18 protein-coding genes are annotated in these 18,963 nt (G+C 70.3%); 10 read left to right on the forward strand and 8 right to left on the reverse strand.

The genetic code is table 11. From position 1 onward, the window contains the following. Positions 1–66: 66 nt before the first annotated feature. Complete coding sequence (locus tag Taqua_RS01235) at positions 67–690, forward strand: hypothetical protein (RefSeq protein WP_144324228.1); 624 nt, start codon at positions 67–69, stop codon at positions 688–690. Here the strand turns inward: Taqua_RS01235 and Taqua_RS01240 are convergent, their stop codons facing one another. After that, a complete protein-coding gene (locus Taqua_RS01240; protein ID WP_144324229.1) occupies positions 691–1,236 on the reverse strand; it encodes a dihydrofolate reductase in 546 nt (181 codons plus the stop codon). A 91-nt stretch (positions 1,237–1,327) separates the two neighbouring features. On the opposite strand from Taqua_RS01240, the gene Taqua_RS01245 reads away from it, so the two are divergent. The 3 genes from Taqua_RS01245 to alaS all read left to right on the forward strand — a co-directional run bounded on the left by Taqua_RS01245 (position 1,328) and on the right by alaS (position 4,705). Further along, positions 1,328–1,531 carry a type II toxin-antitoxin system VapB family antitoxin gene (locus Taqua_RS01245; RefSeq protein WP_144324230.1) on the forward strand — a complete coding sequence of 68 codons (204 nt, stop codon included), beginning with the start codon at positions 1,328–1,330 and terminating at the stop codon, positions 1,529–1,531. Beyond that, on the forward strand, positions 1,528–1,902 hold the full coding sequence (locus tag Taqua_RS01250) for a type II toxin-antitoxin system VapC family toxin (RefSeq protein WP_144324231.1): 375 nt from the start codon (positions 1,528–1,530) through the stop codon (positions 1,900–1,902). The genes Taqua_RS01245 and Taqua_RS01250 overlap by 4 nt, the downstream gene beginning before the upstream one ends. Before the next feature lie 163 nt (positions 1,903–2,065). Further along, entirely contained in the window at positions 2,066–4,705 is a 2,640-nt protein-coding gene (gene alaS / locus Taqua_RS01255; RefSeq protein WP_144324232.1) for an alanine--tRNA ligase, read from the forward strand. Between the two features lie 8 nt (positions 4,706–4,713). Here the strand turns inward: alaS and Taqua_RS01260 are convergent, their stop codons facing one another. Further along, on the reverse strand, positions 4,714–5,652 hold the full coding sequence (locus Taqua_RS01260) for a LysR family transcriptional regulator (protein WP_144324233.1): 939 nt from the start codon (positions 5,650–5,652) through the stop codon (positions 4,714–4,716). A gap of 97 nt (positions 5,653–5,749) precedes the next feature. Between Taqua_RS01260 and Taqua_RS01265 the strand changes: the two genes are divergently transcribed. Then, the gene (locus Taqua_RS01265; RefSeq protein ID WP_144324234.1) at positions 5,750–7,216 is read left to right on the forward strand and encodes an NADP-dependent isocitrate dehydrogenase; all 1,467 of its coding nucleotides are present in this window, start codon (positions 5,750–5,752) and stop codon (positions 7,214–7,216) included. On the opposite strand, the gene Taqua_RS01270 is transcribed toward Taqua_RS01265, so the two are convergent. The 6 genes from Taqua_RS01270 to Taqua_RS01295 are packed head-to-tail and all read right to left on the reverse strand — an operon-like array spanning position 7,204 to position 13,200. Continuing rightward, positions 7,204–8,154 carry a pseudouridine synthase gene (locus tag Taqua_RS01270; RefSeq protein WP_144324235.1) on the reverse strand — a complete coding sequence of 317 codons (951 nt, stop codon included), beginning with the start codon at positions 8,152–8,154 and terminating at the stop codon, positions 7,204–7,206. The two genes, Taqua_RS01265 and Taqua_RS01270, sit on opposite strands and share 13 nt — an antisense overlap. A 14-nt stretch (positions 8,155–8,168) precedes the next feature. Next, positions 8,169–9,317: a bifunctional diaminohydroxyphosphoribosylaminopyrimidine deaminase/5-amino-6-(5-phosphoribosylamino)uracil reductase RibD gene (gene ribD, locus Taqua_RS01275; protein WP_144324236.1), complete on the reverse strand. Its 1,149-nt coding sequence runs from the start codon at positions 9,315–9,317 to the stop codon at positions 8,169–8,171. Continuing rightward, entirely contained in the window at positions 9,310–10,086 is a 777-nt protein-coding gene (gene trmB, locus Taqua_RS01280) for a tRNA (guanosine(46)-N7)-methyltransferase TrmB (RefSeq protein ID WP_144324237.1), read from the reverse strand. Before trmB ends, ribD begins: the two co-directional genes overlap by 8 nt. Before the next feature lie 49 nt (positions 10,087–10,135). Further along, positions 10,136–11,068 (reverse strand): tRNA glutamyl-Q(34) synthetase GluQRS, encoded by a 933-nt coding sequence (gene gluQRS / locus Taqua_RS01285; RefSeq protein WP_144324238.1) that lies wholly within the window; start codon positions 11,066–11,068, stop codon positions 10,136–10,138. Next, positions 11,068–12,192 carry an FAD-dependent oxidoreductase gene (locus Taqua_RS01290; protein WP_144324239.1) on the reverse strand — a complete coding sequence of 375 codons (1,125 nt, stop codon included), beginning with the start codon at positions 12,190–12,192 and terminating at the stop codon, positions 11,068–11,070. Before Taqua_RS01290 ends, gluQRS begins: the two co-directional genes overlap by 1 nt. 33 nt (positions 12,193–12,225) lie before the next feature. Next, the gene (locus tag Taqua_RS01295; protein WP_144324240.1) at positions 12,226–13,200 is read right to left on the reverse strand and encodes a LysR family transcriptional regulator; all 975 of its coding nucleotides are present in this window, start codon (positions 13,198–13,200) and stop codon (positions 12,226–12,228) included. A gap of 110 nt (positions 13,201–13,310) precedes the next feature. On the opposite strand from Taqua_RS01295, the gene Taqua_RS01300 reads away from it, so the two are divergent. From Taqua_RS01300 to Taqua_RS01320, 5 genes are all read left to right on the forward strand, one after another. Continuing rightward, a complete protein-coding gene (locus tag Taqua_RS01300) occupies positions 13,311–14,018 on the forward strand; it encodes a pirin family protein (protein ID WP_144324241.1) in 708 nt (235 codons plus the stop codon). Positions 14,019–14,080: 62 nt separating this feature from the next. Beyond that, on the forward strand, positions 14,081–14,635 hold the full coding sequence (locus Taqua_RS01305; protein ID WP_132963406.1) for a flavodoxin family protein: 555 nt from the start codon (positions 14,081–14,083) through the stop codon (positions 14,633–14,635). Between the two features lie 45 nt (positions 14,636–14,680). Next, complete coding sequence (dnaE, locus tag Taqua_RS01310; RefSeq protein ID WP_144324242.1) at positions 14,681–18,274, forward strand: DNA polymerase III subunit alpha; 3,594 nt, start codon at positions 14,681–14,683, stop codon at positions 18,272–18,274. Positions 18,275–18,290: 16 nt separating this feature from the next. Continuing rightward, on the forward strand, positions 18,291–18,542 hold the full coding sequence (locus Taqua_RS01315) for a type II toxin-antitoxin system Phd/YefM family antitoxin (RefSeq protein WP_144324243.1): 252 nt from the start codon (positions 18,291–18,293) through the stop codon (positions 18,540–18,542). Further along, positions 18,539–18,952 carry a type II toxin-antitoxin system VapC family toxin gene (locus tag Taqua_RS01320; protein WP_144324244.1) on the forward strand — a complete coding sequence of 138 codons (414 nt, stop codon included), beginning with the start codon at positions 18,539–18,541 and terminating at the stop codon, positions 18,950–18,952. Before Taqua_RS01315 ends, Taqua_RS01320 begins: the two co-directional genes overlap by 4 nt. Positions 18,953–18,963: the final 11 nt, after the last annotated feature.

An 18,963-nucleotide genomic window follows, 5' to 3' on the forward strand; every position in this document is an offset into this window, starting at 1 on the left:
GCGGGGTGCGGCCTTGATTCATCGCAAGCGCCTTGGGGCTCGGTGCCGGTAGAGTAGGGTGCCGTGATGGTGCTGGAGCTTGCCTTGACCGTGCTGGCCGTGGCCGCCGCGCTGGCCGTGCGGCCGTGGCGGATGCTGCGCGGGCCGCTGTTGTCGCCGACGTTGGCGGCGCTGGCGGTGTTGCCGTGGCTGTGGCTGCTACCGCAAAAATTGCCCGCCGGCATGGCGGTGCAGTTCTCCGGGGCCAGCCTGCTGGTGCTGATGCTGGGCTGGCCGCTGGCCGTGCCGGTTTTGCTGGGCGTGGCGGCGCTGGTGTGGCTGCTTGGGCAGGCGCCGCTGCAGGCCGTGCTGTCGCAATGGGTGTGGGTCGGGTTGGTGCCGGCGACGCTGGCGCTGGCCATCGGCTGGGCGCTGCGGCGCTGGTTGCCTCCCAACGTGTTCATCTACACGCTCGGACGCGGCTTTTTGGGCACCGCCGTGGCGTTGTTCGCCTCCGGCGCGCTCTACGAAGGCATCCACCACCTGATGGGCGGCGTCACGCTGCACGAAGCGCTGGTGGCACGCTGGCTGATGGCCTGGGGCGACGCCTTCCTGACCGGCCTGGTGGCTGCCGTGTTCGTCGCCTTTGCGCCGCAGTGGCTGGCCACTTGGTCGGACGAGCGCTACCTGCGCCCGCCGCCCAAGGCGTGATCAGCAGCCCGGTCCCATCCGCTCGTAAGTGACGAAGGCAAACGGCAGTCCCTCGGCGCTGACGTGCGCTTCACGCGCCGTCTCGCGCCACGCGGACCCCAGGGTTGGCGCGTAGGCGTCGCCGTCGAACGTGTGACCGATTTCGGTGACCACGGCGCGCTGCGCCAGCGGCTCGGCCTGGGCGTACACCTGCGCGCCGCCGATCACCCACACTTCGGCCGGGGGCAGGCCGCGCTCATCGCGCAGCGTGCGGCAGTGGGCCAGCGCCGCCTCCAGGCTTTCCACCGGCACCGCCCCGGCGGCGGCCAGTTCCGCCGCGCGCGCTGCGTCGCGCGTCAGCACCAGGTTGACGCGTCCGGGCAGCGGGCGAACGCGCGGCGGCAGCGACGTCCACGTCGTGCGGCCCATGATGACCGGGCAGCCGTGTGTGAGGCGGCGGAAGTGCGCCAAATCCTCCGGCAGGTGCCAGGGCATGGCGGGTCGGCCGTCGCGGGTGCAGCCGATGACGCCGTTGGCCGCGCGGGCGTAGATCAGGTTCAAACGCATGGCGGCGAGCATAACGCGGATGCCAAGGCCTACAATCGACCATCGGTGTTGATGCTGTCGCGCATCAGGCTGCACGGACGGAGGGTTCGCTATGCGCACAACGGTGACCATCGACGACGCACTGTACGAACGGGCGCTGGAGGTGGCTGACCCCACGATGGACAAGGCCGAGTTGTTCCGGGAAGCGCTCAAAACCTTTGTCCGCATCCAAGTGGGCAGACGGCTGGCGGAGTTGGGCGGTTCGGCGCCGGACATGCCCGATATTCCCCGTGACCGCGTCCCGGCGACGTCATGACGTCTGTGCTGGTCGACACGTCGGTGTGGGTGGCGCATTTCCGGGCGCGCAACCCAACGTTGGTCGAACTGCTGTCGCAAGACCGCGTGCTGGTGCACCCGTGGATCGTCGCCGAGATCGCGTGCGGCACGCCGCCGGATCGCGCGCGCACGCTGGCAGACCTGCAGTGGCTCAAGCAAGCTCGGCAGGCGAGTTTGGCTGAGGTCTTGTCGATGGTCGAGCGCCACCGTCTTTACGGTCTTGGCTGCGGCCTGGTGGATATGATGCTGCTGGCCTGCACGACGATCACGCCGCAGGCCAGCCTGTGGACACTGGATCGTCGGCTGCATGGGCTGGCCCAGCGCTTGGGATGCGCGTTTGAGCCGTCGTAAAGGCCCGTGGCAGGCTGCCCATCGCGGGTGCAGCCGATGACCCCGTTGGCCGCGCGGGCGTAGATCAGGTTCAAACGCATGGGGGCGAGCATAACGCGGGTGCCGCCGCCCCGACCGTAAAATGGTAGCTTTTGCCAGTCAGACCCTGGAGCCCGAGCGCAACATGACCCAAGCCGCCGACCGCCCGACGTTTTCCGTGGCCGACATCCGGCGCACATTTTTGGACTTCTTTGCCCAGCGCGGGCACACGGTGGTGCCCTCCAGCCCGCTGGTGCCGGCCAACGACCCGACGTTGATGTTCACCAACTCGGGCATGGTGCAGTTCAAGGACGTGTTCCTGGGCACCGACAAGCGCCCCTACGTGCGCGCGGCCTCGGTGCAGGCCTGCCTGCGCGCCGGTGGCAAGCACAACGACCTCGAAAACGTCGGTTACACGGCGCGCCACCACACGTTTTTCGAGATGCTGGGCAACTGGTCGTTTGGCGACTACTTCAAGCGCGAGAGCCTGAAGTGGGCCTGGGAGCTGTTGACCGAGGTGTTCAAGCTGCCGCCCGAGCGGCTGTGGGCCACCGTGTACCACGAGGACGACGAGGCCTACGACATCTGGACCAAGGAGATCGGCCTGCCCAGCGAGCGCGTGGTGCGCATCGGCGACAACAAGGGCGGCAAATACCAGTCGGACAACTTTTGGATGATGGCCGACACCGGCCCCTGCGGCCCGTGCTCGGAGATCTTCTACGACCACGGCCCCGAGGTGCCTGGCGGCCCACCGGGTAGCCCCGACGCCGACGGCGACCGCTACATCGAGATCTGGAACAACGTGTTCATGCAGTTCGACATGCAGCCCGACGGCTCGGTGCGGCCGTTGCCGGCGCCTTGCGTGGACACGGGCATGGGGCTGGAGCGTATCGCCGCCATTTTGCAGGGCGTGCACAGCAACTACGACATCGACCTGTTCCGGGCCTTGATTGCCGCGGCGGCGCGCGAAACCGGCGCCACCGACCTGGCCAGCCCCAGCCTGCGCGTCATCGCCGACCACATCCGTGCCACCGCCTTTATGGTGGCCGACGGCGTCATCCCCAGCAACGAAGGCCGCGGCTACGTGCAGCGGCGCATCATCCGCCGGGCCATCCGCCACGGCTACAAGCTTGGGCGCAAGGCGCCGTTTTTCCACCGGCTGGTGCCGGACCTGGTGGCCCAGATGGGCCTGGCGTACCCCCACCTGGCCGCCAACGCCGAGCGCGTGACCGAGGTGCTCAAGGCCGAAGAGGAGCGCTTTTACGAAACGCTGGAACACGGCATGGAGATTCTGGACGCCGCGCTGGCCGGCGGCCAGACCACGTTGCCGGGCGAGGTGGCGTTCAAGCTGCACGACACCTACGGCTTTCCGTTGGACCTGACCAACGACGTTTGCCGCGAGCGCGGCGTCGCGGTGGATGTGGCCGGCTTCGAGGTGGCGATGCAGCGGCAAAAGGAGCAGGCGCGCGCCGCCGGCAAGTTCAAGATGGAGCGCGTGCTCGACTACGGCGGGCCGGACAACCGCTTCGTGGGCTACGAGCACCTGCAGGCCCAGGCCAAGGTGGTGGCGCTGTACCACGAGGGCACGCCGGTGGCTGAGCTCAAGGCCGGGCAGACCGGCATCGTCGTGCTGGACGAGACGCCGTTTTACGCCGAAAGCGGTGGCCAGGTCGGCGATCGTGGGGTGCTGCAAGCCGGCTCGGCGCGCTTTGAGGTGCACGACACGCAAAAAATCAAAGCCCACGTGCACGGCCACCATGGCGTGGTGGCCGAAGGCGTCATCGCGGTGGGCGACCACGTCACGGCCCAGGTCGATGGCGCGCGCCGCGCCGCCACGATGCGCAACCACTCGGCCACCCACCTGATGCACAAGGCCTTGCGCGAGGTGCTGGGGGAACACGTGCAGCAAAAAGGCTCGCTCGTGGACGACGAGCGCACGCGCTTTGACTTCTCGCACAACGCCCCGCTGACGCCGCAGCAGGTGCAGGCGATCGAAGCCAAGGTCAACGCCGAAATCCTGGCCAACACCCCGACGCAGGCGCGCGTGATGCCGCTGGACGAGGCCCGCGCAGCCGGTGCGATGATGTTGTTTGGCGAAAAGTACGGCGACACCGTGCGCGTGCTGGACATCGGCTCCAGCCGCGAGCTGTGCGGCGGCACCCACGTGGCGCGCACCGGCGACATCGGGCTGTTCAAGATCGTCGCCGAAGGCGGCGTGGCGGCCGGCATCCGGCGCGTCGAAGCCGTCACCGGCACCGGGGCGCTGGCGTACCTGCAGCGGCTGGAGCAGCAGGTGCAGGCGGCCGCGGGCGTGCTCAAGGCCCCGGCGGAGGAGCTGGTGGCGCGCATCGAGCAGACCCAGCAGCGCGTGCGCGAGCTGGAAAAAGACCTCGACGCGCTCAAGGCGCGGTTGGCCACCGCGCAAGCCGATGGGTTGGCCGCTCAGGCCGTGGCGGTGGGCGACGTGCAGGTGCTGGCCGCGCGGCTCGACGGCGCCGACGCCAAGACCCTGCGCGAAGCGGTGGACAAGCTCAAAGCCCGCCTCAAGCGCGCCGTGGTGGTGCTGGCCAGCGTGGAGGGCGCCAAGGTGCAGCTGTGCGCGGGGGTGACGCCCGATCTGGTGGCGCAGGGGCTCAAGGCCGGCGAGCTGGTCGGCGCCGTGGCGCAGCAGGTGGGCGGCAAGGGCGGCGGCAAGCCCGACCTGGCGATGGCCGGCGGCACCGACGCCGCCCGCCTGCCGACTGCGCTGGCCAGCGTGCGCGACTGGGTCGCCCAGCGGGTGTGAGGGGCGCCTCAGGCGCCCGCCGCGGCGGCAGTGTCCGGCTCGTCCGGCGGGTGGGCGCGCACGTGCTCCACGAAGCGCTGGGCGGCCAGCGACAGGCGCCGGTCGCTGCGCCACACGAGCAGCCAGCGCCGCTCGATCGGGAAGCCCACCACCGGCAACAGCGCCACGCCGTCGTGCGCCGGGTCGGCCGCCAGCGCGTGGCGTGACACCACCGCCAACCCCAGCCCAGCGGCCACCGCGTGCTTGATCGCCTCGTTGCTGCCCAGCGTGGCGCGCACCGTGGGGGTCAGCCCGTGCGTGTGCAGGTAGGCTTCGGTGGCCAGCCGCGTGCCCGAGCCGGGCTCGCGCATCAGCAGCGCTTGCCCGTTGAGGGCGGTGCGCGCCACGCGGTGCGCGCCGGCCCACGGGTGGCCCGCCGGGCCGATCAGCACCAGGGGGTTGCGCATCAGCGGCACCCGGTGCAGCGGCAGGTTGTCCGGTGGCATCATCATCACGGCCAGCTCGATGTCGTCCTGCTGCAGGCGGCGCACCACGGCGTCGCGGTTGTCCACCGCCAGCTCGATGTCGATGCCGGGGTGGCTGTCGGTGTAGCGGCGCAGCCAGCGCGCGATGAAGTATTCGGTCGTCGTCACGCCTGCGATGCGCAGCCGCCCGCGCTCCAGACCGTGCAGCGCCTGCAGATCCTCTTCGAAGCGCTGCCAGCGCGCGAACATGTCCAGCGCCGTGGCGCGCAGCAGTTGCGCGGCCTCGGTGGGGCGGATGCCGCGCCCCACCGGCTCGACCAGGGCGGTGTCCAGCGCGCTTTGCAGCTCGTGGATTTGCGCCGACACGGTGGGCTGTGTCAGGTGCAGCTCGGCCGCGGCCCGCGTGATGGAGCCCAACCGAACCACCGCCTCCAGCGTGCGAAGCTGATGAAAGGTGACGCGCGGCGGACGGATCTTATTCATTGGCAAAGTACGATGTAAACGATCATAAATGATGATTTGAAGTCGATGACATGATCGGCCACACTGCGCCCATCGTCAACCCCGACATGGTTCGAAGATGAGCGAACTCACCCCCATCACCGTCGCCCGCGGCGACGGCATCGGCCCCGAGATCATGGACGCCACGCTGCGCGTGCTGCAGGCGGCGGGCGCGCGCATCGCGCCGGAGTTCATCGAGATTGGCCAGCAGCAGTACCTGGCCGGGCACAGCTCCGGCATCGCGCCCGAGGCGTGGGACAGCCTGCGGCGCACCAAGGTGTTTCTCAAGGCCCCGATCACCACGCCGCAGGGCGGCGGCTTCAAAAGCCTCAACGTCACCATCCGCAAGACGCTGGGCCTGTACGCCAACGTGCGCCCGTGCGTCAGCTACGCGCCGTTCGTGCGCACGCTGCACCCGCAGATGAACCTGGTCATCGTGCGCGAAAACGAGGAAGACCTCTACGCCGGCATCGAGCACCGCCAGACCGACGAGGTGTACCAGTGCCTCAAGCTGATCACCCGCCCGGGCTGTGAAAAGATCGTGCGCTACGCGTTCGAGTACGCGCGCCGCCACGGTCGCAAGAAGGTCACCTGCATGACCAAAGACAACATCATGAAGATGACCGATGGGTTGTTCCATCGCGTCTTCGACGAGATCGCGCCGCAGTACCCGGAGATCGAGACCGAGCATCTGATCATCGACATCGGCGCGGCGCGGCTGGCCACGCGACCGGAGCGCTTCGACGTCATCGTCACGCCCAACCTCTACGGCGACATCCTGTCGGACATCGCCGCGGAGCTGACCGGCTCGGTGGGCTTGGCGCCCAGCGCCAACATCGGTGATCACGTGGCGATGTTCGAGGCCATCCACGGCAGCGCGCCGGACATCGCCGGCAAGGGTATCGCCAACCCCTCCGGCTTGCTGCTGGCGGCGGTGATGATGTTGGTGCACATCGGCCAGCCGGCGGTGGCCGAAACCGTCCACAACGCCTGGCTGCGCACAATCGAAGACGGCGTGCACACGGCCGAGCTGCACGGCTCGCTCAGCATCGGGCGGCCGTTTGGCAGCATGGACTTTGCCGATGCCGTGATCGAGCGGCTGGGCCAGCGCCCCGAGCAGCTCGCCGCGGTGCGCTACACGCAGGCCGACGCCAGAGGGGCCGCGCCCACGGCGGCGATCCAGGTCAAGGTTCAGCGCCGCGCCCCGGCCGTCAAAACGCTGGTGGGGGTGGACGTGTTCGTGCATGCCGCCGACGTCAACCCCGATGCGTTGGCCGGGCAGCTGTGCGCCCTGGCCACGCCGTCGCTGGCGCTGCAGATGATCACCAACCGTGGCGTCAAGGTCTGGCCCGCGGGGTTTCCAGAGACGTTTTGCACCGACCACTGGCGCTGCCGCTTCGTCGCGCCGCAGGGGCAAGCCGTCACGCACGCCGACATCGTGGGGTTGTTGCAGGCGCTCACCGCGGGCGGCGTCGATGTCATCAAAACGGAAAACCTCTGCACCTTCGACGGTGAGCGCGGCTACGCGCTCGGTCAAGGACAGTAGTCGAGCCGCTGCTGGCTGACAAACGTGCGGCGCTGGCCGGTGATCGGGTCGTCGAAGGCGATGGCCTGGGCCAGCAGTTGCAGCGGGTGGCGGTGGTCTGGCAGGTCGTGCGGCCCCAGCCGCACCGTCGGGTACAGCGGGTCACCAACGATCGGCAGGCCCAGCGCCGCCATGTGCACGCGCAACTGGTGGCGCTTGCCGGTCACGGGCCGCAGGCGGTAGCGCGCCAGCTCGCCGCGCGGACCCAGCCGCTGCAGCGGCTCGATCCAGGTTTCGCTGTTGGGCGCCAGCCCCTCGTCGGGCGCGGCCTCGCGCATGCGGAAAAAAGCCTCCTCGTCCTCGCGCAGGTGGCTGACACGCCGCAGCGGCCAGTCCAGGCCGTCGCGCCAGGGGGCGATGGCCTCGTACACCTTGTCGACGCGCCGCTGGCGAAACAGCCGCTGGTACGCGTCGCGTTCGGCGGCGCGCACGCTCAGCACCACCAGCCCCGCCGTTTCGCGGTCGATGCGGTGCACGGGGCTCAACTCGGGCAGGTTCAGCGTGCGCTTCAGGCGCACCAGCAGCGTCTCGCGTACGTGGCGACCGCCCGGCGTGACCGGCAAAAAGTGCGGCTTGTCCACCACCAGCAGGTGTTCGTCGTGCCACAGCACCGTGGCCTCGAACGGGATCGGCGGCTCGTCGGGCACGTCGCGCCAGTAGTAGATGCGCTGTCCGTGCAGGTAGGGGGTGTGTTCGTCTAGCGGGTGGCCGTGCTCGTCGAGCACCAGGCCAGCGCGCAGGCGCGCCAGCCAGACCTCGCGCGGCACGCGCGGCAGCCGCTCGGCCAGGCAATCCAGCAGCGTCGGCCACGGGCACTGGCGCAACCGTGGCAGCGCCAGGCAGCTGGGGCTGACGCCGTCGCGCGGGGCGAGGGCCGGCGGTTTGGGCGGGCGGGCCATGCGCGGCAGGGCCGTCAAAGGGGCGCGCGGCCCGGCACGCGGGCCAGAATGCGCAGGTCGCCGCCGAGCGGCTGCACCGACACGAACTGCAGTGGCCAGCCGTCTTCCAGCCGCGCCAGCGGCCCCAGCGCGGCGATGGGCTCACCCTGGCCCAGCAGGCGCGGCGCCAGGTACAGCAGCAGCTCGTCCACCAGGCCCGCGCGCCACCACGAGGCATTGAGCTTGGCACCGGCCTCCAGGTGCAGTTCGTTGACTTCGCGCCCGGCCAGGTCGTCCAGCACCGCCGCCAAGTCCACCTTCGGCGCGCCGCCGGGCACCTTCGGCGGGCCGGGGCGGTCGATCACCGTCACGCCCAGCGCCGCCAGCGCCGCGCGCCGCGCGGTCTGCGCGGGCGTGGCTTGCGCGCCCAACGCGGTGTAGACCAGGACCTCACCCGGGGGCTGCAGGATGCGGGCGGTGGGCTCGATGTCCAGCGCCGAGTCCAGCACCACGCGCAGCGGTTGGCGCGCCGTCGGCACCAGCCGCACGTCCAGCCGTGGGTCGTCGCTGCGCACGGTGCCGATGCCCGTGAGCAGCGCCCCGGCGCGGCGCCGCCAAGCGTGCCCGTCGGCGCGCGCCGCTTCGCCGGTGATCCACTGGCTGACGCCGCCCGGCAGCGCGGTGGTGCCGTCCAGCGACGCCGCCACTTTCATTCGCACCCAGGGTCGCTGGCGCACCATGCGGCTCCAAAAGCCGATGTTGAGCTCGCGCGTGGCCACCGCAGCCGGGAGCTCGGGCTGCAGCACCTCCACGGCCACACCGGCCGCGCGCAACCGGGCCACGCCTTGGCCGGCCACGCGGGGGTTGGGGTCGATGGCCGCCACCACCACGCGCGCCACCCCGGCGGAGATCAGCGCGTCGCAGCAAGGCGGGGTGCGGCCGTGGTGGCTGCATGGCTCCAGCGTCACGTAGGCGGTGGCGCCGCGCACGTCGGCGCCGGCGGCCTGCGCGGCGCGCAGTGCCATCACCTCGGCGTGCGCCTGGCCGGCGGCCTGGGTGTGGCCGTCGAAGGTGCGTCCGTCGGCCAGCACCAGCCGGCACGCCACGCGCGGGTTGGGGTCCGACAGGCCCACCGCGCGCTCGGCCAGCGCGGCCAGCTCCTGCCACAGCGCGGCCTCATCCATGGCGGCGCACAAACACCAGGTCCCACACACCGTGCCCCAGCCGCAGCCCACGCTGCTCGAACTTCGTCAACGGCCGGTACGCGGGCCGGGGGGCGTAGCCGCCCAACGCCGGGTCGGTGCTGGTGTTGGCCAGCAGCGGCTCGGCGCTCAGCACCTGCAGCATCTGCTCGGCGTAGGGCTGCCAGTCGGTGGCGCAGTGCACGTAGCCGCCGGGCCGCAAGCGGCTGGCCAGCAGCGCCACAAAAGGCGGCTGGATCAGGCGCCGCTTGTGGTGGCGCTTTTTGTGCCACGGGTCCGGAAAGAAAATATGCACGCCGTCCAGCGACGCTGGCGTCAGCATCTGCTGCAACACCTCCACGGCGTCGTGCTGGATGATGCGGATGTTGGTCAAGCCCAGCTCGCCGATGCGCTTGAGCAGCGCGCCCACGCCGGGCTCGTGCACCTCGCAGCCGATGAAGTCCACCTCGGAGCGGTGGTGCGCGATGTGGGCCGTGGTCTCCCCCATGCCAAAGCCGATTTCGAGCACCAGCGGCGCGCGGCGGCCAAAGACGGCTTGCGCATCCAGCGGCTGCGCGGTGTACGGCAGCATGAAGCGCGGCCCCAGCTCGGCCAAGGCCTTGGCTTGGCCGCTGGTGGTGCGGCCGGCGCGGCGCACAAAGCTGCGCACCGTTTTGGGGTAAGGTACGTTGGGCACCGCGTGGGCCGCTGGAGCCGCTGCCTCGGGCGGGCAGGCAGCGGTGGGCGCTGGGGTAGGGGTTGCTGCAGTCATTGGCCGCGATTGTAGGCAGGGCCGGGCGTGGCACGGCGCTGCCGCCGGGTCACGCGGCGGTCCAGCGGCTGCGCCACGCGTGCGTCCAGTGCTGCAGCGCCTGGGGCAGGTCGGTGTTGGGGGGTGCGGGGGGCAAGGCCAGCGCCTCGGCTGCGGCGGCCAGGGCCGCCAGCGGGTGGCGCAGGTCCAGCGGCTGCGCGCCGTTTTGCTTCGACAGCTTTTCGCCGTTGGCTCCCCGCACCAGCGTGGTGTGCAGGTAGCGCGGCGTGGGCACGCCCAGCGCGTGTTGCAGCACGATTTGCCGCGGCGTGTTGTCGGCCAGATCCTCGCCGCGCACGATGTCGGTGATGCCCTGCGCGGCGTCGTCCACCACCACCGCGAGTTGGTAGGCCCACAGGCCGTCGGCGCGTTTGAGCACGAAGTCGCCCACCGTGCTCTCCACGTCCTGCAGCTGCGGCCCTAGGCGGCGGTCCACCCACGGCAGCGGCACCGGCAGCCCCAGGCTGGCCGCCACCCGCCCGACGTGCAACCGCCACGCCCGCGCGGGGCGCCCACGCAGGCCACCGCGCTCCGGCCGGCAGGTGCCGGGGTAGGGCAGCGCCGTGTGCCGCTGCCGTACCATGCCGTGCGCGGCCCAGGCGGCTTCGATGTCGGCCCGGGTGCACGCGCACGGGTAGGCCCAACCGGCGCGCACCAGGCGGTCCAGCGCGTCCTGGTAGAGATGGCCGCGCTGCGACTGCCACGTCACCGGCTCGTCCGGCTGCAGGCCGCAGCGCGCCAGTTGCTGCAGGATGGCCATGTCCGCGCCGGCCATGCAGCGCGGGGTGTCCACATCCTCGATGCGCACCAGCCACACGCCGCCGTGGGCGCGCGCATCCAGCCAACTGGCCAGCGCGGCCACCAGCGAGCCCGCGTGCAGCAACCCCGTTGGCGAGGGGGCAAAGCGCCCGCGGTACGGTCGGCGCGACGCCGCGGTGGCCATCAGCCCTCCAGCATCGCCAGCGCCAGCTCCAGCCCGGATACAAACGCCTGTTCCACCCGGTGCCCCAGGCACCAGTCGCCGCATAGCCCCAGGCGTTGCGCCTTGTCCCACAGGTACGGTTCACCCAGCGGGCGTTGGGTTTGGGCGTAGCGCCAGCGGTGCGCCACGGCCAGCGTGGGCTCGGCGCGCAGGCCGGTGACGTCGGCCAGGCCACGCAGCAGCTTGGCGGCAACGCGCTCGGCGTCGTCGTCCAGGTGCTCGGCCGACCACGCCGGGCTGGCCTGCACGACCCAGCGCTCGCAGCCGTGGCGGCCGGGCTTGCTGGTTTCGCGCGCCGCCCACGCCACGCGCGGGTGTTGGCAGCGCGCGGCATCCCAGGTGGGCCCTAGCGGACCGTCGCTGTGGGCAAACGCCGCCAGCAGCGTCCAGCAGGGGGCCAGGTGCACCTCCGCCTGCAGGCGCGCGCACCAATCGGCCGCCACGGCGCTGGCCTGCAGCAGTGCCACGGCCTGCGGCGCCGGCACGGCCAACACCACCGCATCGAACGGCCCCAGCGTTGTGGGGGTGGTGGCGTCGTCGGGCTGCGCCTGCAACCACCATGGGCCGGCCTGGTGCCGCAGGGCCTGCACGCGGGTGCGGGTGTGCAACCGGGCGGTGGCATGGTCGACCAGCAGTTGCTCCACCCACCGCCCCGGCAGCGCTTGCATGCCAGGGGTGGGTAGCCAGCGCGTTTCGGTCGGCGGGGCGGGCAGCGCCAGCGGTTGGCCGCCCGCGTCCAGCACGCGCGCAAAGTCGGCCTGCCACGCTGCCACCGGCGCTTGGGTGGCCTGCAGCGCGGTGTGCAGCCGGGCGTCGCGCACGGTAAAGAACTGCGCGCCGTGGTCGAAGGCCCCGGCCTCGGTGGTCCGCGTCGCCATGCGTCCGCCGGGTTGGTGGCCTTTGTCCAGCAGCGTCACGTGCCAGCCGGCGCGCGCCAGCGTGCGCGCGGCGGTGATGCCGGCCATCCCGGCACCGACCACCGCCACGTGGCGGGGCGCGCCCGGCGGCAGTACAGGCGCGCTTGGCGTAGCACGTGCGCGGCGCGGGCGGGCAACGTGCGCAAGGGGCGTGGCGTGGCGTGGCATCGGTGGCTCGGCAAGGTTGCGTCAGCCACCAATCTACCAGAGCATGGCGTTGGGCCGGCAGCGCAGCAGCGCTGCGCGGGTGCGCTCGTCGGCCAGTTGTTGCAGCCACCACGCCAGCGCACGCCCTGGGGGTGCCGGGTGGGGGTTGGCTGCGCCCAGGCGCCACGCGTAGCCGGTGCGCGCCTGGCGCGGTGGCAGCGTGGTGGCGCAGGCGACCAAGCGGCCGCTGTCCACGTACGGCTGGACCATCGGCTGGGGCAACCAGCCGCAGCCTAGGCCGCGCAGTTGGGCCTGCAGCTTCCACTCCAACGTCGGCACCGTCAGCACGTCCTGCCCGGGTTGCACGCCGTAGGTCAGGCCGCCGCCGGCGCCACTGTCGGCCACGGCGACGATGCGGTGGGCGCGGATCTGTTGCGGTGTCAGCGGCGCGCTGGCGCGGGCCAACGGGTGGTGCGGCGCCACCACAAAGACGAACGCCACCTCGCCCAGCGGCGCGCAGCCCACCCCGCCGGGCACGGGACCGTCCAGCAGCACGCCCAGCGCCAAGTCGGCGTGGCCGGCCAGCAAGGCTTGCAACGTGCCCGACAGCGTTTCGCTGCGCAGCCGCAGCCGTGTCGGGGCGCCCAGCGCGACAAAGCGCTCGCACAGCTCCAGCAGCGTGCGCGGGTCGATGACGGCGTCGGCGGCGATGGTCAGCTCGGCTTCCCACCCGGTGGCGATGCGGCGCACGCGCTGTGCCAGCGCCTCCCACTGCTGCAGCAGCTCGGTGCCGGCGCGCAGCAACTCTTCGCACGCCGGGGTGGGGCGTGCCCGCCCGCCGTGGCGGTCCAGCAGCAGCACGTCCAGCGCCTCTTCCATACGGCGCACGCGGTAGGTCAGGGCGCTGGGCACCAGCCCCAGCGCACGCGCCGCCGCGGCCAAGCTGCCGTGGCGCTGCACCGCGGCCAGCAGCGCCATGTCTTGCGGGCCCAGCGCGGGCTTCGGGATGGGGTCTTGGGGGATGCTCATTCAAAAAGTTTGAAGGTTGACACCGATGCCATTGCACCACGGACGCTGGCGCTTTGTCTACAGTGTGGTCATCGTCGCTGCTTGCAGCTCGCTGCCGAAGGACCACCGCCATGCTGACCCTGCGCCCTGCGGCCGAGCGTGGCCATGCCGACCACGGCTGGCTGCGCACCTGGCATTCGTTTTCGTTTGCGGATTACTACGACCCGCGCCACATGGGCTGGGGCAACCTGCGCGTCATCAACGAGGATATCGTGGCGCCGGGCACCGGCTTTGGCATGCACGGCCACCGCGACATGGAAATCATCACCTACATGCTGGCGGGCGAGCTGACGCACCGCGACAGCATGGGCCACACCGCTACGCTGCGCGCTGGCGAGGTGCAGCACATGAGCGCCGGCCGCGGCGTCATGCACAGCGAAATGAACCACGGCGCGCAGCCCGTGCACCTGCTGCAAATCTGGATCCTGCCGCGCGTGCGCGGCATTGCGCCGAGCTACAGCCAGGCGCCGATGGACACCACCGCCGGCCGTGGGCGGCTGGCGCCGGTGGCGCTGCCGGTGGATCACCCCGAGGCCGCGCCGTTGCGCATCCACGCGGACGCGGCCTTGTACGCCGCGCGGCTCGACGGTGCTGACACCGCCCAGCACGCGCTGGCGCCGGGGCGGCTGGGCTACGTGCACGTCGTGCGTGGGCGGCTGGCCGTCAATGGCGTGCCTTTGGCCGCGGGTGACGCGGCGCTGGCCCACGACGAGCCGCTGCTGACCCTGAGCGATGCCCAAGCAGCCGAAGTGTTGCTGTTCGATCTGGCGCCGGCGTAGCGCGCCCGGCGCTTGGTTCGTTGTTTGTCAACCCCAACCCATCCCCTACAGGAGGATTCACCATGCCCAACATCGTTGTTGTTTACCACTCCGGCTACGGCCACACCCAACGCATGGCGCAAGCCGTGGCTGAAGGCGCTGGCGCGCGCCTCATCGCCATCGACGCCGACGGCAACCTGCCCGAAGGCGCTTGGGAGGAGCTCGACGCCGCTGACGCCATCGTCATGGGCAGCCCCACCTACATGGGCAGCGTGAGCTGGCAGTTCAAAAAATTTGCCGACGCGTCCAGCAAGCGCTGGTTTGCGCAGACCTGGAAAGACAAGCTCTTTGCGGGCTTTACCAACAGCGCCACGATGAACGGCGACAAGCTGTCCACCTTGCACTACCTGTTCACGCTGGCCATGCAGCACGGTGGCGTGTGGGTGGGCACCGGCATGCTGCCGTCCAACACCAAGGCGGCGCAACGCAACGACGTCAACTACGTCGGCTCCAGCGCTGGGGCCATGGCCAGCACGCCGTCGGACGCCAGCCCGGCCGAAATGCTGCCCGGCGACCTGGAGACGGCGCGCCGCTTTGGCCAGCGCATCGCCGAAGTGGCGGCCCGCTGGGCGCGCTGACGCCAGTGGCAGGTGGAGGGCGGCGGCCTCCTACAATGCGGCCGCATGTTTGTCCACCTGCGCCTGCACACCGAGTTTTCCATCGTCGATGGCACCACCCGCGTCGATGACGCGGTGGCGCGGGCTGCCGACGACGGGCAGCCCGCGCTGGCCATCACCGACCTCAACAACCTGTTTGGCGGCATCAAGTTTTACAAGGCCGCCCGCAGCGCCGGCCTCAAGCCCATCCTGGGCGCGGAAGTCAACCTCACTGGCCTGGGCGGGCACGACCCCGGCGCGGCGCTGTCGCCATCGAGCCAGCCGCCGCGCGTGCTGCTGCTGGTGCACAACCACCGCGGGTACCTCAACCTGTGCGAGCTGCTGGCGCGCGCGTGGACGCGCGGTGTCGTGCGCGAACAGGCCTGGGTGCACTGGCCGTGGTTGCAGGAGCTGCACGAGGGCTTGATCCTGCTCAGTGGCGCCGCCGCCGGCCCGCTGGGGCAGGCCTTGCTGGTCGGCGATGCCGCCCGTGCCGAGGCCTTGGCGCGCCAGTTGGCCCAGACGTTCGAGCGGCGTTTTTACATCGAGCTGCAACGCGCCGGCCGCCCCGACGACGAACGCCACGTGCAGGCGGCGGTGCCGCTGGCCGCGCGGCTGGGCCTGCCGGTGGTGGCCACGCACCCCATCCAGTTTTTGGCGCCGGACGACTACGAAGCGCACGAAGCGCGCGTGTGCATCGCCGAGGGCGAGATCCTGGCCAACCCCAAACGCGTGCGTCGCTTCACGCGCGAGCAGTATTTCAAGTCCAGCGCCGAAATGACGGCACTGTTTGCCGACGTGCCCTCGGCGCTGGCCAATGCCGTCGGCATCGCGCAGCGCTGCAATCTCACGCTGACGCTGGGCAAACCGCGCTTGCCGGACTTTCCCATCCCACCGGTCAACGGTCAGCAGCTCGACACCGAGGCGTACTTTCGCCACGTGGCCCAGCAGGGCCTGGACGAACGGCTGCGCCTGCTGTACCCCGACGAGGCCGAGCGCCAACGCCAGCGTCCGCGTTACGAGCAGCGGCTGGCGTTCGAGCTCGACACCATCGTCAAGATGGGCTTTCCGGGCTACTTCCTGATCGTGTCAGATTTCATCCAGTGGGCCAAGAACAACGGCTGCCCGGTCGGGCCGGGGCGTGGCTCCGGCGCCGGCTCGCTGGTGGCCTACGCGCTCAAGATCACCGACCTGGACCCCCTGCGCTACAACCTGCTGTTCGAGCGCTTCCTCAACCCCGAGCGGGTGTCGATGCCCGACTTCGACATCGACTTTTGCCAGGAAAACCGCGACCGCGTCATCGAGTACGTCAAAGCCAAGTACGGCCGCGACGCGGTCAGCCAAATCGCCACTTTCGGCACCATGGCCGCGCGCGCCGCCATCCGCGATGTTGGCCGTGTGCTGGACTTTCCGTACGGATTTTGTGACGGCATCTCCAAGCTCGTGCCCAACAAGCCGGGCATGAGCGTCACGCTGCAATACCCCCCCAACCCCAAAAAGGAAGGCGACAAGAACAACTACGCGCTGGAGTTGGAGCCGCTGCTGGCCGAGCGTGTGCGGCAGGAGGAGGAGGTGCGCCAGCTCATCGAACTGGCGCAAAAGCTCGAAGGCCTGACCCGCAACGTCGGCATGCACGCCGGTGGGGTGCTCATCGCGCCGGGCAAGCTGACCGACTTTTGTCCGCTGTACCAGCAGCCCGGCAGCGACGCCGCGGTCAGCCAGTACGACAAGGACGACGTCGAGGCGGTGGGCCTGGTCAAGTTCGACTTTCTCGGCCTGGCCACGCTGACGATCCTGGAGCTGGCCAAGGCTTACATCGTCCAGCGTCACCCCGAGCTGCACGACTTCAGCTTCGAGCGCATTCCGCTGGACGACCCCGCTACCTACGAGCTGTTCCAGCAGGGCCGCACCGAGGCCGTGTTCCAGTTCGAAAGCCGCGGCATGCAAGCCATGCTGCGCGACGCCAAGCCCACCCGGCTGGAAGACCTGATCGCGCTCAACGCCCTGTACCGCCCGGGTCCGATGGACCTGATCCCGAGCTTCGTGGCGCGCAAACACGGGCGCGAGCCCGTGGAGTACCCCCACCCGCTGGTCGAGCCGGTGCTGGCCGAAACCTACGGCATCATGGTCTACCAAGAGCAGGTGATGCAGGTGGCGCAGGTGCTGGGCGGCTACACGCTGGGCGGCGCCGACTTGCTGCGCCGCGCCATGGGCAAGAAAAAGCCCGAGGAAATGGCCAAGCACCGCGCCATCTTCCGCGAGGGCGCGGCCAACAACGGCATCGACCAGGCCAAGGCCGACGAAATCTTCGACCTGATGGAGAAGTTTGCCGGCTACGGCTTCAACAAGTCGCACGCCGCCGCCTACTCGCTGCTGGCGTACTACACCGCGTGGCTGAAGGTGCACCACACGGCGGCGTTTTTCTGCGCCAACATGACCATCGAAATCGACGACACCGACAAGCTCAAGGTGCTCGTCGACGACGCGCGCACCTTTGGCATCGAGTTCGAGCTGCCCGACATCAACCGCGGCACCTACCGCTTCGAGCCGGTCGGCGACACGCGCATCCGCTACGGCCTGGGCGCCATCAAGGGCACCGGCCAGCAGGCCATCGAGGCCATCGTCGCCGCGCGCGAGGGCCACGGCGCCGGCGTGCGCGCCAGCCACCGCGGGCCGTTTCGCAGCCTGTACGACTTTTGCGCCCGGGTCGACCGCGGCAAGGTCAACAAACGCACGGTCGAAGCGCTGATCAAGGCCGGCGCGTTCGACACCATCGAACCCAACCGCGCGGCGTTGCTGGCTTCCCTGGACCAGGCCTTCGAGTGGGCCGCCACGCAAGAGGCCAACGCCGCGCAGGGCGGGCTGTTCGACCTGCTGGGCGGGGCCAACCCCGACGCCTCCGACGCCGAACCGCCGCTGGTGGCCGCCGAACCGTGGAGCGTCAAGGAGCGGCTGGCGCACGAAAAAACCGCCATCGGCTACTACCTTTCCGGCCACCTGTTCGACGCCGCCGAAGCCGAGGTGCGCCGCTTTGCGCGCGTGCGCTTGGCCGACGTGCAAGACAGCCGCGAGCCCTTCATCGTCGCCGGCATCGTCGGTGGGCTGCGGGTGGTCAACGGCCAGCGCGGCAAGGTGGCCATCTTCACGCTGGACGACAAAACCGCCGTGCTCGAAGCCAGCGCCGACGAGTCGCTGTGGCTGGCGCAGCGCACGCTGCTGCGCGACGACGAGCTCATCGTCGCGCAGGTCACCGCGCAGCCGGACCGCTTTTCCGGCGGGCTGCGGCTGCGGGTGCAGCAGGTGTGGGACCTGCCCGCGGCGCGCTGCCGCTTTGGCAAGCACCTGCGCGTGGCGCTCGGTGGCGCGCAGCTGCCCGACATCGGCGCCATCGTCGCCGCGCACCCGCCGCAGCGCATCGTCACCGACGAAGGCGAGTTCGCCCGCGGCCTGGGCGTGCGCGTGCGGCGCCTGCTGCCCCGCGCGCGCGCCGACCTGGTGCTGGACGAGCGCGCGCACTTCTACCCCAGCGACGACGCGTTGGCCGCCTGGCGTGCCGTGGCCTACGAGGGCCAGGCCGAGGTGGTGTACGAGGAGTCGTATAATTTCAACCAGACCGGTTGAATATTCGGGAGGTGCCATGCGAACCTGGCCGATCCAACAAGCCAAGACCCACCTGTCGCAGCTGGTGCGCGACTCACAGCGGTTGGGGCCTCAGGCCATCACCTGGCACGGTCGCGAGGTGGCTGTGGTGCTGTCCCGTGACGAATACGAACGGCTTACGGGTGCGGGTCAGTCGCTGGTCGAATTCATGCAGCGTTCGCCCCTGTTGGGCTGTGACGACGTTGACCTGACCCGCGACACCAGCCCCACCCGCGAGGTGGCCCTTTGAGCTACCTGATTGACACCAACGTCCTGTCGGAACTGCGCCGACGTGAGCCTAACGCCCAGGTGGTGCGTTGGATCGCCGATCGGCCTGCCACCGCGCTGTACCTGTCGGTTTTGACGTTGGGCGAGCTGCGCAAGGGGATCGAAGGCTTGGCGCAGGGACCACGCAAGCAACGCCTGCTCGACTGGTTGGAGGTTGAACTGCCCGCCTTTTTCGCGGGGCGCATTGTTGCGGTCGATGCCCTGGTGGCTGACCGGTGGGGACGTCTGATGGCGCAGGCTGGTCGCCCGTTGCCGGCGATCGACAGCCTGCTGGCGGCCACGGCCATCGCCCACGGCATGACGTTGGTGACCCGCAACCTCAAGGATTTCCAACATCCCGACTTGCAGGTGCTGGATCCGTGGTGCCCCTAAGCCGCGGGGAG

It is taken from the genome of Tepidimonas aquatica (assembly GCF_007556585.1).
In the GTDB taxonomy this organism is placed as follows: domain Bacteria; phylum Pseudomonadota; class Gammaproteobacteria; order Burkholderiales; family Burkholderiaceae_C; genus Tepidimonas; species Tepidimonas aquatica.